At 66.9% G+C, this 12,639-nt stretch carries 12 protein-coding genes; 7 read left to right on the plus strand and 5 right to left on the minus strand.

Annotated elements, in window-relative coordinates:
• Positions 1–117: 117 nt before the first annotated feature.
• On the minus strand, positions 118–663 hold the full coding sequence (locus SLQ31_RS20200; RefSeq protein ID WP_319435792.1) for a DUF1003 domain-containing protein: 546 nt from the start codon (positions 661–663) through the stop codon (positions 118–120).
• A complete protein-coding gene (locus SLQ31_RS20205) occupies positions 660–1,967 on the minus strand; it encodes a magnesium transporter MgtE N-terminal domain-containing protein (RefSeq protein ID WP_319435793.1) in 1,308 nt (435 codons plus the stop codon). The genes SLQ31_RS20200 and SLQ31_RS20205 overlap by 4 nt, the downstream gene beginning before the upstream one ends.
• 24 nt (positions 1,968–1,991) lie before the next feature.
• Between SLQ31_RS20205 and SLQ31_RS20210 the strand changes: the two genes are divergently transcribed.
• Positions 1,992–2,960: a CoA ester lyase gene (locus SLQ31_RS20210; protein ID WP_319435794.1), complete on the plus strand. Its 969-nt coding sequence runs from the start codon at positions 1,992–1,994 to the stop codon at positions 2,958–2,960.
• Between the two features lie 37 nt (positions 2,961–2,997).
• Here the strand turns inward: SLQ31_RS20210 and SLQ31_RS20215 are convergent, their stop codons facing one another.
• The gene (locus SLQ31_RS20215) at positions 2,998–3,459 is read right to left on the minus strand and encodes a DUF4190 domain-containing protein (RefSeq protein ID WP_319435795.1); all 462 of its coding nucleotides are present in this window, start codon (positions 3,457–3,459) and stop codon (positions 2,998–3,000) included.
• A 4-nt stretch (positions 3,460–3,463) separates the two neighbouring features.
• On the minus strand, positions 3,464–4,072 hold the full coding sequence (locus SLQ31_RS20220; protein ID WP_413642561.1) for a DUF4190 domain-containing protein: 609 nt from the start codon (positions 4,070–4,072) through the stop codon (positions 3,464–3,466).
• 151 nt (positions 4,073–4,223) lie between these two features.
• On the opposite strand from SLQ31_RS20220, the gene SLQ31_RS20225 reads away from it, so the two are divergent.
• The 6 genes from SLQ31_RS20225 (at position 4,224) to SLQ31_RS20250 (ending at position 9,862) form a co-directional block, all read left to right on the plus strand.
• Complete coding sequence (locus tag SLQ31_RS20225) at positions 4,224–4,742, plus strand: general stress protein (protein WP_319435797.1); 519 nt, start codon at positions 4,224–4,226, stop codon at positions 4,740–4,742.
• A gap of 185 nt (positions 4,743–4,927) precedes the next feature.
• A complete protein-coding gene (locus tag SLQ31_RS20230; RefSeq protein ID WP_319435798.1) occupies positions 4,928–6,340 on the plus strand; it encodes an ABC transporter substrate-binding protein in 1,413 nt (470 codons plus the stop codon).
• Positions 6,337–7,242, plus strand: coding sequence for a sugar ABC transporter permease (locus SLQ31_RS20235; protein ID WP_319435799.1), 906 nt, complete (start codon positions 6,337–6,339; stop codon positions 7,240–7,242). The genes SLQ31_RS20230 and SLQ31_RS20235 overlap by 4 nt, the downstream gene beginning before the upstream one ends.
• Before the next feature lie 2 nt (positions 7,243–7,244).
• Positions 7,245–8,081: a carbohydrate ABC transporter permease gene (locus SLQ31_RS20240; protein WP_319435800.1), complete on the plus strand. Its 837-nt coding sequence runs from the start codon at positions 7,245–7,247 to the stop codon at positions 8,079–8,081.
• Between the two features lie 11 nt (positions 8,082–8,092).
• Positions 8,093–9,265 carry a sn-glycerol-3-phosphate ABC transporter ATP-binding protein UgpC gene (locus tag SLQ31_RS20245; protein WP_319435801.1) on the plus strand — a complete coding sequence of 391 codons (1,173 nt, stop codon included), beginning with the start codon at positions 8,093–8,095 and terminating at the stop codon, positions 9,263–9,265.
• Positions 9,266–9,862: a suppressor of fused domain protein gene (locus SLQ31_RS20250; protein ID WP_319435802.1), complete on the plus strand. Its 597-nt coding sequence runs from the start codon at positions 9,266–9,268 to the stop codon at positions 9,860–9,862.
• 17 nt (positions 9,863–9,879) lie between these two features.
• Here SLQ31_RS20250 and SLQ31_RS20255 read toward each other — a convergent pair.
• Positions 9,880–12,639, minus strand: a 2,760-nt coding sequence (locus SLQ31_RS20255; protein WP_319435803.1) for a beta strand repeat-containing protein, incomplete at its 5' end; no start/stop codon positions are given.

Here is a 12,639-nt window from a genome sequence, read left to right on the forward strand (position 1 = left end):
TGAAGCGGTTTCCTATGCCCACTCGTCCGTCCTCAATCAACAAAGAAAGCATGCCCCTGTGAACCAAGTCACCATACATACCTTTGAGACCTCAGTGGTATCCAATGGTCACCTTGGTCACGAGCTGGGTTCGTCGATTGCCGCTCGGGATTTTTTGGGTTTGTCCTTTTTGACCCGGGTCCCGTTGTCGGAGTGCAGCGATTCCAGCAACTCGCGTATCTCTTCGAGCTCACGGCGCAGGTAGTCGCGGGTGGCCACTTCGCCGACCGCCAACCGCAGCGACGCCAGCTCGCGGGCCAGAAACTCGGTGTCCGCTTTCGTCTGCTCGGAGCGCCTGCGGTCTTCTTCCAGCGAGACCCGGTCCCGATTCTCCTGGCGGTTCTGGGCCAGCAGGATCAGGGGCGCGGCGTAGGCGGCCTGGGTGGAGAACGCCAGGTTCAGCAGGATGAACGGGTAGGGGTCCCACCGCCAGCGCACGGCGGACAGGTTCAGGGCGATCCAGACGATGACGAGCGCCGTTTGCCAGGCCAGGTAGCGCCCGGTGCCCAGGAATCGGGCGATCGACTCACCGAACCGGCCGACCGCTTCGGGGTCGAGGTTGAAAACCGGGCGCCGCGACGTGCGCGGGGTGTCGATCCGCTGACGCGCATGCGGGCTGGTCATATCGTCCCCTCTGCGCTGGTCACCCCATTGGACACGTGCGGCTCCTCGAAGCTGTCCCGCCAATCGTCGGGCAGCAGATGGTCGAGCACGTCGTCGACGGACACCGCGCCCAGCAGGTGGCTCTGGTCGTCGACGACCGGACCGCAGACCAGATTGTAGGCGGCGAAGTACCGGGTCACCCCGGTCAACGAGGTGCCAGGGGCCAGGCTGGGTAGATCGGTGTCGACCATGCCGCTCACCAGGTTGGCCGGCGGTTCGCGCAGCAGTGCCTGCAGGTGCACACAGCCCAGGTACCTGCCGGTGGGGGTGGCTGTCGGCGGGCGCACCACAAACACCAGTGACGCCAGCGCCGGGGTCAGATCGGGATCGCGCACCCGCGCCAGCGCCTCGGCGACCGTGGTGTCGGGGGCCAGCACCACCGGATCGGAGGTCATCAGGCCGCCGGCGGTGTCGGGTGAGTGACTCAACAGACGGCGGACCGGTTCGGAGTCCTCGGGGTCCATCCGGCGCAGCAGCACCTCGGCCTCGGTCGGATTCAGCACACCGAGCAAGTCCGCCGCGTCGTCGGGTTCCATGGCCTCGAGCACGTCGGCCGCGCGCTCGGTGTCCAGCTGGAACAGCAGCATGCTCTGGTAGTCCTCGGGCAGCTCTTGGAGGATGTCGGCCAGCCGCTCGTCGTCGAGCGCGTTGATCACCTCGGTGCGGCGCTTGTCCGGCAGATCGCGGATCGCGTCGGCCACCTCGATCGGGCGTCGGCCCTCGAACTGGTGCAGCAGCTGGGCCACGCCCTGGCCGGGCATCGCCAATGCGGACGGGGTCAGGCCCTGCACGTTGTCCCAGTCCACCACCTGGACCGTCGAACGCCGGCCCAGTCGGCGAAGGCTGCGCACCGCCACTCGGGTGACCACCCAGTCGCGGACGCGGCTCTGTTCGATGCCCAGGTCGACAACGATCACGTCCACGCCGGCTATCTGCGGCAACTCCGGGTCGTCGACCCGGACCCTGCTGTCCAGAACCTGGCCGAGGACCAGGACCTCGCCGGGGCGCTGCGAGAAACGGCGTAGCGACACATTGCCGGTGGTGAGCGTCACCGCGTTCGGCTCGATGGCGGTGACGCGCAGGATAGGAACGAAAATCCTTCGGCGGGTGAGCAATTCGACCACCAAGCCGAGAACGCGCGGCTGGGTGCGCACGATGCTCATACTGACCACGATGTCCCGAACCCGGCCGAGGGATTCGCCGTCCGGCCCGAGCACGACCAGCCCGGCCAGCCGTGCCGCGTACACCCTGTTCACCGACACCATGATTGAAAGGGTAGGAGTGTAAGCGTGGACAACGCCTACCGACCCCGTCGAACGTGCCTTTCAGTTCCGGGCAGCAATCTCAAGATGATCGAGAAGGCCAAGGGTTTACCCGCCGACGAAGTGTTCCTCGACCTCGAGGACGCGGTCGCACCAGATGCCAAGGCGCAGGCCCGCAAACAGGTTGGCGCAGCCCTGGCGAGCCCGGGCTGGGCGGGTCAGTTACGCGGTGTGCGCGTCAACGACTGGACCACACCGTGGACGCACACCGATGTGATCGACGTGGTGTCGGAGGTCGCGTCCGCGCGCGACGGCCACCTTGACGTGATCGTGTTGCCGAAGGTGACCGACGCCAGCCACGTCCAGGCGCTGGACCTGTTGCTGACCCAGCTCGAGCTGACGCACGGTCTGCCGGTCGGGCGGATCGGGATCGATGCCCAGATCGAAGATGCCAAGGGGCTGACCAACATCGACGCGATCGCCGCTGTCCCGCGGGTTCAGGCGTTGGTGCTCGGTCCGGCCGATCTGATGGCCAGCCTCAACATGCGCACCCTGGTGGTCGGCGAGCAGCCCGAGGGCTACGACGTCGGCGACGCCTATCACCACGTGCTGATGACCATCCTGGTCGCGGCACGCGCGCACGGGATCGCGGCGGTCGACGGGCCGTATCTGAAGGTGCGTGACGTGCCCGCGTTCAGGCGGGTGGCCGGGCGCGCGGCGGCGCTGGGGTACGACGGCAAATGGGTCCTGCACCCGGACCAGATCGCGGCGGGCAACGAGATCTTCAGTCCCCGCCAAGACGAATACGACCGTGCCGAACTGATTCTCGAGGCGTACGAATGGCACACCTCGAAGGCCGGTGGCGCCCGCGGAGCGGTGATGCTCGGTGACGAGATGATCGACGAAGCCAGCCGCAAGATGGCGCTGGTGATCGCGGGCAAGGGCCGGGCGGCCGGGATGGCGCGCGAAGCCGAGCGGTTTGTGCCGCCCGCCTAGCCCGGGTCCGGCGGGCAGGAGCGCAGCGACTCGGGGATTAGGTCGGGTAGTCGGGGGACGACGCGATGCCGACGCTGATCATGATCAGGAAATAGGCAAGGTATCCGACGATGACCAAGGCGCCGACCACTACTCCGGCGATCGCGAGTCCGTTGCCGTCCTGGCCGGTGCGCTTGGTTTCACGCATCGCGATGATGCCAAGGATGAGCCCGGCGATCGCGGGCAAACCGCAGCACAAGAGACCGGCGACCGAGGTCACCAACGACGCGATGGCCTTGCCGTTGGTACCCGGCGGTTTGATGGGCCGGTACGGATCGTAGGGATCGACGGGGTAGCCGGGCGGGGGATAGCCGGGGGGCGGGTATCCGTAACCCGTCGGCGGCGGATAGGGCGACGGGTACACCGGCGGCGGTAGCTGCGGGTAATGGGCCGGATAGTCGACGGGGGTGTACGGGTCGGTGGGCGGCGTTGTCCCGTCGGGCAGTGGAGGATTGGTCACCGAGTCAGCTCCACGCGTAGATGGCCCAAATGATGTTGATGACCATTGTCACGCCACCCACGACGATCCCAGCGACGGCCAGGCCGTGGCCACCCTGACGGGATTGCTTGATCTGGTTGAGGGCAATGATGCCGAGAACGATTCCGATGATTGCGCCGATGCCGCACAACAAGCCGACGACCGAGGCCACCAGCGACGAGATCGCCAAGGTGTTGGTTCCCGCCGGCGGGGTGGGGTAGCCGTATCCGCCCGGAGCGGGCGTCGCGCCGTATTGCGGCGGCGGATAGGCCGCTGGGCCTTGCGGACCCGGGTAATACGGCGGCGGCTCGGAATAGCCTGGCGCCCCGTAACCGCCGGGGGCCGGCGGCGGGTAGCCCTGTTGCGGTGCGTAGCCCGGAGGCGGATAGCTCGGCGGCGGATAGCCCGACGGCGGTGGGAAGCCGCCAGGAGCTTCGTAAGCCGGCGGGGACGGCTCGTAACCGGATGGGGCGGCCTCGTAGCCGGGAGGCGGTGAACTCTGCTCGATCGGCGGCGCCTCGTAGGTGCCTTCCGAGGGGCCTTGATCGCCCGCGTTCTGTGCCTTTTCGCCGGAGTCGCCACCGGAAGCTGTCATGCTGATCAACCTAGCGTATGTGCAGGTGGCCCGGGACTGGCTTGTTGTGGGGCACCATCGCTTGCGATGGCACGTTGAGCAGGCATAGTGCCGCCATCCGCGGGCGGACACGACGCGACAAACGTCGCGCACGACAGGAGAATGTGCAGATATGACCAGCCCCTTCCCACCCGGCCAGAACCCTGGCGGAGCGTCCGCCGGGTCCCGTCGCGGGCCCGTGGGCCTGCCCACCCCTCCCAAGGGCTGGCCGATCGGTTCCTATCCCACCTACGCCGAGGCGCAAAAGGCCGTCGACTTTTTGTCCGACGAGCAGTTCCCGGTGCAGCAGGTGACCATCGTCGGCGTGGATTTGATGCAGGTCGAGCGGGTCACGGGCCGGCTGTCCTGGCCCAAAGTGATCGGCGGCGGGGTGATTACCGGCGCCTGGCTGGGCATCTTCATCGGCCTGGTGTTGGGGTTCTTCAGCCCCAGCCCGTGGGCATCGCTGATCACCGGTGTCGTGGCAGGCGTGATCTTCGGACTGATCACGTCGGCTGTCCCGTATGCGATGGCCCGTGGCACAAGGGATTTCAGCTCGACCATGCAGTTGGTGGCGGGACGCTACGACGTGCTGTGTGATCCGCAGAGCGCCGAAAAGGCGCGGGACATGCTGGCGCGCTTGACGATTTAAGGCCGCCAATCGCGACCTTCACCGTCCCCGGGGGTCACGATTGTGCTGCATGCGGCGTGGAGGTGTTGCACATCACGCCGCAAGGGTTCTACGGTTTGGCCGCGGGGGTAATGCCCTGCCGTGATGCAACGTGCCCCGAAGCGCGGGCCGATGCGCCACGAGTCGAGAAGACGGGAGGCGGTTGCGTGGCAAGCCCAGGCGCACGCGCTCGGCGGGTGGGTGCGGTCGCGATCGCCGCTCTGGTAGGCGTTTCGACGGTGTCGTCGTGCGGCTCCGGTGAACACGGCGTCGTCGTCAGCTTCTACACACCGGCCAGCGAGACCGCGACTTTCACCGCCGTCGCCAAGCGATGCAACGACGAACTCGGCGGGCGGTTTCGCATCGAACAGCGCAGCCTGCCCAAGGCTGCCGACGACCAGCGGCTGCAGCTGGCGCGCAGACTGACCGGAAATGACCGCACGCTCGATCTGATGGCGCTGGACGTGGTGTGGACCGCGGAGTTCGCCGAGGCCGGCTGGGCGTTGCCGTTGTCCGACGATCCTGCCGGACAGGCCGAGGCGGACGCGACGGACAACACGCTGCCCGGGCCGCTGGAAACCGCCAAATGGCAGGACAAAATCTTCGCCGCCCCGGTCACGACCAACACTCAATTACTGTGGTACCGAGCAGATTTGGTTGCCCCGCCGCCGGACACCTGGGACGGCATGGTGGCCGAAGCCACCCGCCTGCACGCCGAGGGCAAGCCCAGCTGGATCGCGGTGCAGGCCAAGCAGTACGAGGGCCTGGTCGTATGGTTCAACACTTTGCTGGAAAGCGCTGGGGGACAGGTGCTTTCCGATGACGGTAAACGGGTCACCTTGACTGACACCGCTAAGCACCGGGCAGCGACGATCAAGGCCCTGAGCATCATCAAGGCGGTGGCCACCGCGCCGGGAGCCGATCCGTCGGTTACCCAGACCGACGAGGGCACCGCGCGACTGGCCCTCGAGCAGGGCAAGGCGGCGCTGGAGGTCAACTGGCCGTTCGTGTTCGCCTCGATGCTGGAGAACGCCGTCAAGGGTGGCGTCCCGTTCCTGCCGCTGAACCAGAAGCCGGAACTGGCGGGCAGCATCAACGATGCCGGCACCTTCTCGCCGACCGACGACCAATTCACCGTCGCCTTCGACGCCTCCAAGGAGGTGTTCGGGTTCGCGCCGTACCCGGGCGTGATCCCGGGTCAGCCCACCCGGGTCACGCTGGGCGGCCTCAATATCGCGGTGGCAAAGACCACCCGTCATCCGGCTGAGGCGTTCGAAGCCGTCCGTTGCATCCGGAATCTGGAGAACCAGAAGTACACCTCGATCGAAGGCGGGCTGCCCGCGGTGCGGACGTCGCTGTACTCCGATCCCGAGTTCCAGAAGAAATATCCGCAGTACGAGATCATCCGCGACCAGCTGACCACCGCGGCGGTACGCCCGGCGACGCCGAACTATCAGGCGGTGTCGACGCGTATCTCGGCCACGCTCGCCCCGATCACCCAGATCGACCCGGAGAAGACCGCGGATGAGCTCACGGTGCAGGTGCAGAAGGCGATCGACGGCAAGGGGCTGATCCCATGACCGCCACGACGGCAGCGGCCCGCAGCGACGATCGCCGGTCCCAGCGCAAGCTGGCCTATCTGCTGATCACGCCCGCCGTCGTGCTGATGCTCGCGGTGACCGCATACCCGATCGTGTACGCCCTTTGGCTCAGCCTGCAGCGCTACAACCTCGCCAGCCCGGCCGACACGAAGTTCATCTGGTTCGAGAACTACCAGACCATCTTGAGCGACAAGTACTGGTGGACGGCGTTCGTCGTCACCGCAGTCATCACGGTGATCTCGGTGGCCATCGAGTTCGTACTCGGCATGGCGCTGGCACTTGTCATGCACCGCACCATCTTCGGCAAAGGGCTGGTGCGGACCGCGATCCTCATCCCGTACGGCATCGTCACCGTCGCCGCCTCGTACAGCTGGTACTACGCATGGACGCCGGGCACCGGTTATCTTGCCAACCTGTTGCCTGACGGCAGTGCGCCACTGACGCAACAGATTCCGTCGCTCGCGATCATCATCCTCGCCGAAGTCTGGAAGACCACGCCGTTCATGGCGCTGCTGTTGCTCGCCGGTTTGGCGCTGGTGCCCGAGGATCTGCTCAAGGCCGCCGAGGTGGACGGGGCCGGCCCCTGGACACGGCTGACCAAGGTGACGCTGCCGTTGATCAAACCGGCGATCCTGGTGGCCCTGGTGTTCCGCACGCTCGACGCGTTCCGCATCTTCGACAACATCTATGTGCTCACCGGCGGGGCCAACGACACCGCATCGGTGTCGATCCTGGGCTACGACAACCTGTTCAAGGCCTTCAACATCGGGCTGGGCTCGGCGATCAGTGTGCTGGTGTTCCTGACGGTGGCCGTCATCGCGTTCATCTACATCAAGCTGTTCGGTGCGTCGGCGCCGGGCACCGACACCGAGGTGCGCTGACTATGACCGAGCGGGTTGGCGCCAGACGGGCGGTGAGCTGGGTCGTCATCGATGCGCTGGTGGTGATCTACGCGCTCTTCCCGGTGCTGTGGATCCTGAGCCTGTCGCTCAAGCCCACGTCAACGGTCAAGGACGGCAAGCTGATTCCGTCACAGATCACCTTCGACAACTACAAGGGCATCTTCAGCGGCGACGCATTCAGTTCCGCGCTGATCAACTCGATCGGTATCGGGCTCATCACCACAGTGATCGCGGTGGTCATCGGCGGAATGGCAGCCTACGCCGTGGCCCGCCTGGAGTTCAGGGGGAAGAAGGCGCTGATCGGCGCGGCACTCCTGATCGCGATGTTCCCCCAGATCTCGCTGGTGACACCGCTGTTCAACATCGAGCGCCGGCTCGGATTGTTCGACACCTGGCCGGGGTTGATCATCCCCTACATCACATTCGCGCTGCCGCTGGCGATTTACACCCTGTCCGCGTTCTTCCGGGAGATCCCCTGGGATCTGGAGAAGGCCGCCAAGATGGACGGCGCGACACCGGCTCAGGCGTTTCGCCGGGTGATTGCGCCGCTGGCGGCGCCGGGCATCGTGACGGCGGCCATCCTGGTGTTCATCTTCGCCTGGAACGACCTGCTGCTCGCGCTGTCGCTGACGGCCACCAATGCCGCGATCACCGCGCCGGTGGCTATCGCGAACTTCACCGGCAGTTCGCAATTCGAGGAGCCGACCGGTTCGATTGCCGCGGGCGCAATGGTGATCACGGTTCCGATCATCGTGTTCGTTCTCATCTTCCAACGACGGATCGTGGCCGGACTGACCTCCGGCGCGGTGAAGGGGTAGCGAGGATTTCGATGGCCGAGATAGTTCTGGACCACGTCACCAAGAATTACCCGGACGGTGCGGTCGCCGTGAACGACCTGAGTCTGACGATTGCCGACGGTGAGTTCGTCATCCTCGTCGGCCCGTCCGGCTGCGGTAAGTCGACCACCCTCAACATGATCGCCGGGCTGGAGGACATCAGCTCCGGGGAGTTGCGCATCGGCGGTAGCCGGGTCAACGAGAAGGCACCCCGCGACCGCGATATCGCGATGGTCTTCCAGTCCTACGCGTTGTACCCGCACATGACGGTTCGGCAGAACATCGCGTTCCCGCTGACGCTGGCCAAGCTGAGCAAGGCCGAGATCGCCCAGAAGGTCGAGGAGACAGCGAAAATCCTTGACCTGTCCGAACTTCTGGACCGCAAGCCCTCGCAGTTGTCCGGCGGTCAGCGCCAGCGCGTGGCGATGGGCCGCGCGATCGTCCGCCAGCCCAAGGCGTTCCTGATGGACGAGCCGCTGAGCAACCTCGACGCCAAGTTGCGCGTCCAGATGCGCGGCGAGATCGCGCGGCTGCAGAACCGGCTGGGCACCACCACCGTGTACGTCACGCACGACCAGACCGAGGCGATGACCCTCGGCGACCGGGTCGTGGTGCTGCGCGCCGGCGAGGCACAGCAGATCGGTACCCCGGAGGACCTCTACGAACGGCCGGCGAACCTGTTTGTCGCCGGGTTCATCGGCTCACCGGCAATGAACTTCTTCCCGGCATCGCTCACCGATATGGGGCTGCAACTGCCGTTCGGCGAAGTGACGCTGAGTCAGGAGATCCAGGATGTGGTCGGCCAGCATCCCAAGGCCACCAACGTCATTGTCGGGGTGCGCCCCGAACACTTCGAGGATGCCGGGCTGCTCGACGCGTATGAGCGCATCCGCGCGCTGACCTTCGAGGTGAAAGTCGACCTTGTCGAGTCGCTGGGGGCCGACAAGTACGTGTATTTCGCGACCTCGGGCGACGGCGCGAAGTCGGCTCAACTGGCGGAGTTGGCCGCGGAGTCCGGCGCCGCTGAGAATGAGTTCGTGGCAAGGCTTTCCGCGGAGTCCAAGGTCGCGATCGGGCAGACCGTCGAGTTGGCGTTCGACACCACCAAGCTGCATATCTTCGACGCCGACAGCGGTGTGAACCTGACGATCCCGCCGCCGGCCTAAGTGAGTCAGCCCCTGGATCCGGTCCGCGCCCACGTGCGCGGCCACTTCACCGAGGCCGGATTCGATGCCGAACCGGCTTCGGCGAGTGTGACATTCCTGGGACTCGAACGCCTCGAAGTGTTGCGATTCGGGCCGGACCCCCACGGCGTGGCCCACTATGTGACGCTTGGCTGTTCACGGCACCCGATGGCCGAGCCGACAGCAGGCGTGGCCGACCCGCTGCTGGGCCCGCGGGCCGAGGTCGTGCTGAGCCTGCGCACCGCCACACCCACGCCGGGTCTGGCCCGCAGCCTGGCCGTGGTGGCGGCGACGCCTGCGGTGGAAGGTGTGGTGCTGGTCGCCGATGCGCTGATCGACCTGTCCGCGCCGCTATGGGATGGCGCCGCGTTCACCGCTGTGTTGCTTGGTGATTCGGCCATTGCCGACCTGCCGCTGGAAGCGCCCCGGGACCCGGTTCACTTCCTGGCGGCAATACCGGTCACCCAGACGGAGGCGGCGTGGGTGCGACTCAAGGGCGCCGAGGCCATGCGGCAGGCCTGGCTCGACGACGGTGTCGACGTGCACGATCCGAATAGGCGCGCGGCGCAGCCGAGTTAGGCCCGGGCCGCGCGGGATCACACGACGGCGGGCCCCGTGTACGCAAGCCGGATCTCAGCGACCTGGACGGGAACTGCCCCGGCGCGAAGCGTTGGGAAGACCAACCGGTAGTAGCGGTAAGCCGTGTCGTTGACAAATGAGACGTCGGGGTATGCCGCCTGTCGGGTGGCCGGCGGCGCGAGCACTCCTGATGAGATCAGGGTGAAGGTCGTTCCATCAGACGAGCCGCCGTACAGTGCGTAGGAGGCCGGATCGCGCTCGGGTGCGTCAACCGCGGTGGTGAGGCCGAGGCCGTTCACCGCCCGGTCGTTGCCTGCCCCGAGGTCGATCGCGACTCCTGATCCCGCACCGGCGAAGTTGAGATATTTCGTCGCGGCCGAACCGTCAAAAGCTTTGTCGACAGTTTCGCTGCTCGGGCTGTTGGTCGCCCCGGACGTGGCAATGGGGGTGAAGGCCGAGGGCGGCAGGCCATTGGTTACGTCGGCGGTAGCCCCAATAGCGGACACGGTGAAGGTGGTGGGGGTCGTTCTCGTGGCGCCGAGGCTGTCGGTGGCGGTGAAGGTGATGGTTTCCGGACCGCCGGCGTACGCGGTGTCGGGGGCGTAGGTGTAAGTCCCGTCACCGTTATTGGTCAGAGTGCCGTGGTTGGGGCCGGCGGTGAGGACGGCTGTCGCCGAGTCGTTGTCAACGTCGGCGACGGACACCGTGATCAAGCGCGCGCGGGTTCCGGAGTTGGCCGGGCCGATGGTGATGCCCATCGTCGGCGCGTGATTGATCGCCGCCACGGTGAGGCCCACCTGGCTGACGACGTCGGGGCCGTAGCCGTCGGCGATGGCGAATGTCACCGAGTCCGTGCCGCCGCCGGTGTGGGCGTAGGCCGCGTCGGGGGTGTAGCGGTAGCCCGCGGCGGTACTCGCGAGCCCGAGCATGGTCCGCTCGGCGGCGGTCAATGCCGTGAGCGTGCCGTGATTGGGGCCGCCGGTGACCGTCGCAGACACCGGATCACCATCGGGGTCCGCGAGGTTCAGGATGATCCATCGGGCGCCGTCGACCGGGTTGGGGGGCCCGACATTGACGGTTATGGTCGGGGCGCGGTTGCTCGGTGCCACGGTGATCGCGCGGGTGATGTCGGTGGTGGCACCGTAGCTGTCGGTGGCGGTGACCGTCACGATGTCGGTGCCACCGGTGTGGGCGAAGTCGGCGTCGGGGGTGTAGCGGTAGGCCGCGGCGTTGGTGGGGAGGCCGACTGCGGCTTTCTCGGCGGCGGTCAGAACGGTCAGGGTGCCGTGGTCAGGGGCGTTGGTGACCGCGACGGACACCGGGTCGCCGTCGGGGTCGGCGAGGTTCAGCACCATCAGCCGCACGCCGGTGCCCGGGTTGGCCGCCACGACATTGAGGGCGCCGGTCGGAGCGTGGTTGATCGGCGCGACGGTGACTGTGACGTCGCTGGTGGTGGTGGCGCCGAGGCTGTCGGTGGCGCCGAAGCTGATGGTGTCGGTGCCGCCGGTGTGGGCGAAGGCGGCGTCGGGGGTGTAGCGGTAGGCCGCGGCGGTGGGATCGATGCCCAGCGCAAGCTTGTCCGCGGCGGTCAGGACGGTGAGATTGCCGTTGCTGGGGGAGGTGGCCACGGCGACGGTGACCGGGTCCCCGTCGGGGTCGCTGGCCGCGGCGATGAAGAGTCGGCTGCCTGTTGCCGGGTTTACCGGGCCGCTGGCGACGGTCACCGTGGGCGGGTGGTTGATCGGCGCGACCGTGAAGGTTGCGGGCGTCTGGGCGGTGGCGCCGTAGCTGTCGGTGGCGAGGAAGGTGATCGTGCCCGCGCCGCCGGTGTGAGCGAGGGCGGCGTCAGGGGTCACCTGGTAGGCCGCGGCGTTGGCCGCGATGCCGAACGCAGCCTTTTGGGCTGCGGTCAAGGCAGTCACGGTTACCTGACTGAGGGAGGCGGTGGCTGTCACGGTGACGGGGTCGCCGTCGGGGTCGCTCGGCGTCACCACGAACACCCGGGCGCCGGTGTTCGGGTCCACCGTAATGCTGGTGGCGTTCAACGTTATTGAGGGAGCGTGGTTGATCGCGGCGACGGTGACCGTGACGTCGCTGGTGGTGCCCGTGCCGTAACTGTCGGTGGCGCCGAAGGTGATGGTGTCGGTGCCGCCGGTGTGGGCGAAGGCGGCGTCGGGGGTGTAGCGGTAGGCCGCGGCGGTGGGATCGATGCCCAGCGCAAGCTTGTCCGCGGCGGTCAGGACGGTGAGATTGCCGTTGCTGGGGGAGGTGGCCACGGCGACGGTGACGGGGTCGCCGTCAGGGTCGCTGCTCGCGACGGTGAGGATGCGAACACCGTTGGCGGCGTTCGTGTTTCCTGTTGTGACTGTCACGGTCGGAGCGTGGTTGATGGGTGCGGTGGCGACGGTGACGGGGGTCTGGGTGGTGGCGCCGTAGCTGTCGGTGGCGGTGAAGGTGATGGTTTCGGTGCCGCCGGTGTGGGCGAATGCTGTTGTGGGCGTGTAGGTGTAGGTGCCGTCGTTGTTGTTGACCAGGGTGCCGTGTGCGGCTGTCGATGTGGTGATGGTGACGGGATCGCCGTCGGGGTCAGCGGCCGTGACGGTGATCTTGCGTGTGCCGGTGGCGACGTCGGCGGTCCCGAGGTTGGTGGTCAGGCCGGGTCCAGCGTTGATGGGTGCGGTGGCGACGGTGACGGGGGTCTGGGTGGTGGCGCCGTAGCTGTCGGTGGCGGTGAAGGTGATGGTTTCGGTGCCGCCGGTGTGGGCGAATGCTGTTGT

Source organism: Mycobacterium sp. RTGN5 (assembly GCF_033804465.1).
Taxonomy (GTDB): Bacteria; Actinomycetota; Actinomycetes; order Mycobacteriales; family Mycobacteriaceae; genus Mycobacterium.

What these genes read in the sequence shown, in the direction of transcription:
- SLQ31_RS20200 (WP_319435792.1), bottom strand. Translation starts at nt 663, where the DNA reads ATGACCAGCCCGCATGCGCGTCAGCGGATCGACACCCCGCGCACGTCG.
- SLQ31_RS20205 (WP_319435793.1), bottom strand. Translation starts at nt 1,967, where the DNA reads ATGGTGTCGGTGAACAGGGTGTACGCGGCACGGCTGGCCGGGCTGGTC.
- SLQ31_RS20220 (WP_413642561.1), bottom strand. Translation starts at nt 4,072, where the DNA reads ATGACAGCTTCCGGTGGCGACTCCGGCGAAAAGGCACAGAACGCGGGC.
- SLQ31_RS20225 (WP_319435797.1), top strand. Translation starts at nt 4,224, where the DNA reads ATGACCAGCCCCTTCCCACCCGGCCAGAACCCTGGCGGAGCGTCCGCC.
- SLQ31_RS20235 (WP_319435799.1), top strand. Translation starts at nt 6,337, where the DNA reads ATGACCGCCACGACGGCAGCGGCCCGCAGCGACGATCGCCGGTCCCAG.
- SLQ31_RS20240 (WP_319435800.1), top strand. Translation starts at nt 7,245, where the DNA reads ATGACCGAGCGGGTTGGCGCCAGACGGGCGGTGAGCTGGGTCGTCATC.
- SLQ31_RS20245 (WP_319435801.1), top strand. Translation starts at nt 8,093, where the DNA reads ATGGCCGAGATAGTTCTGGACCACGTCACCAAGAATTACCCGGACGGT.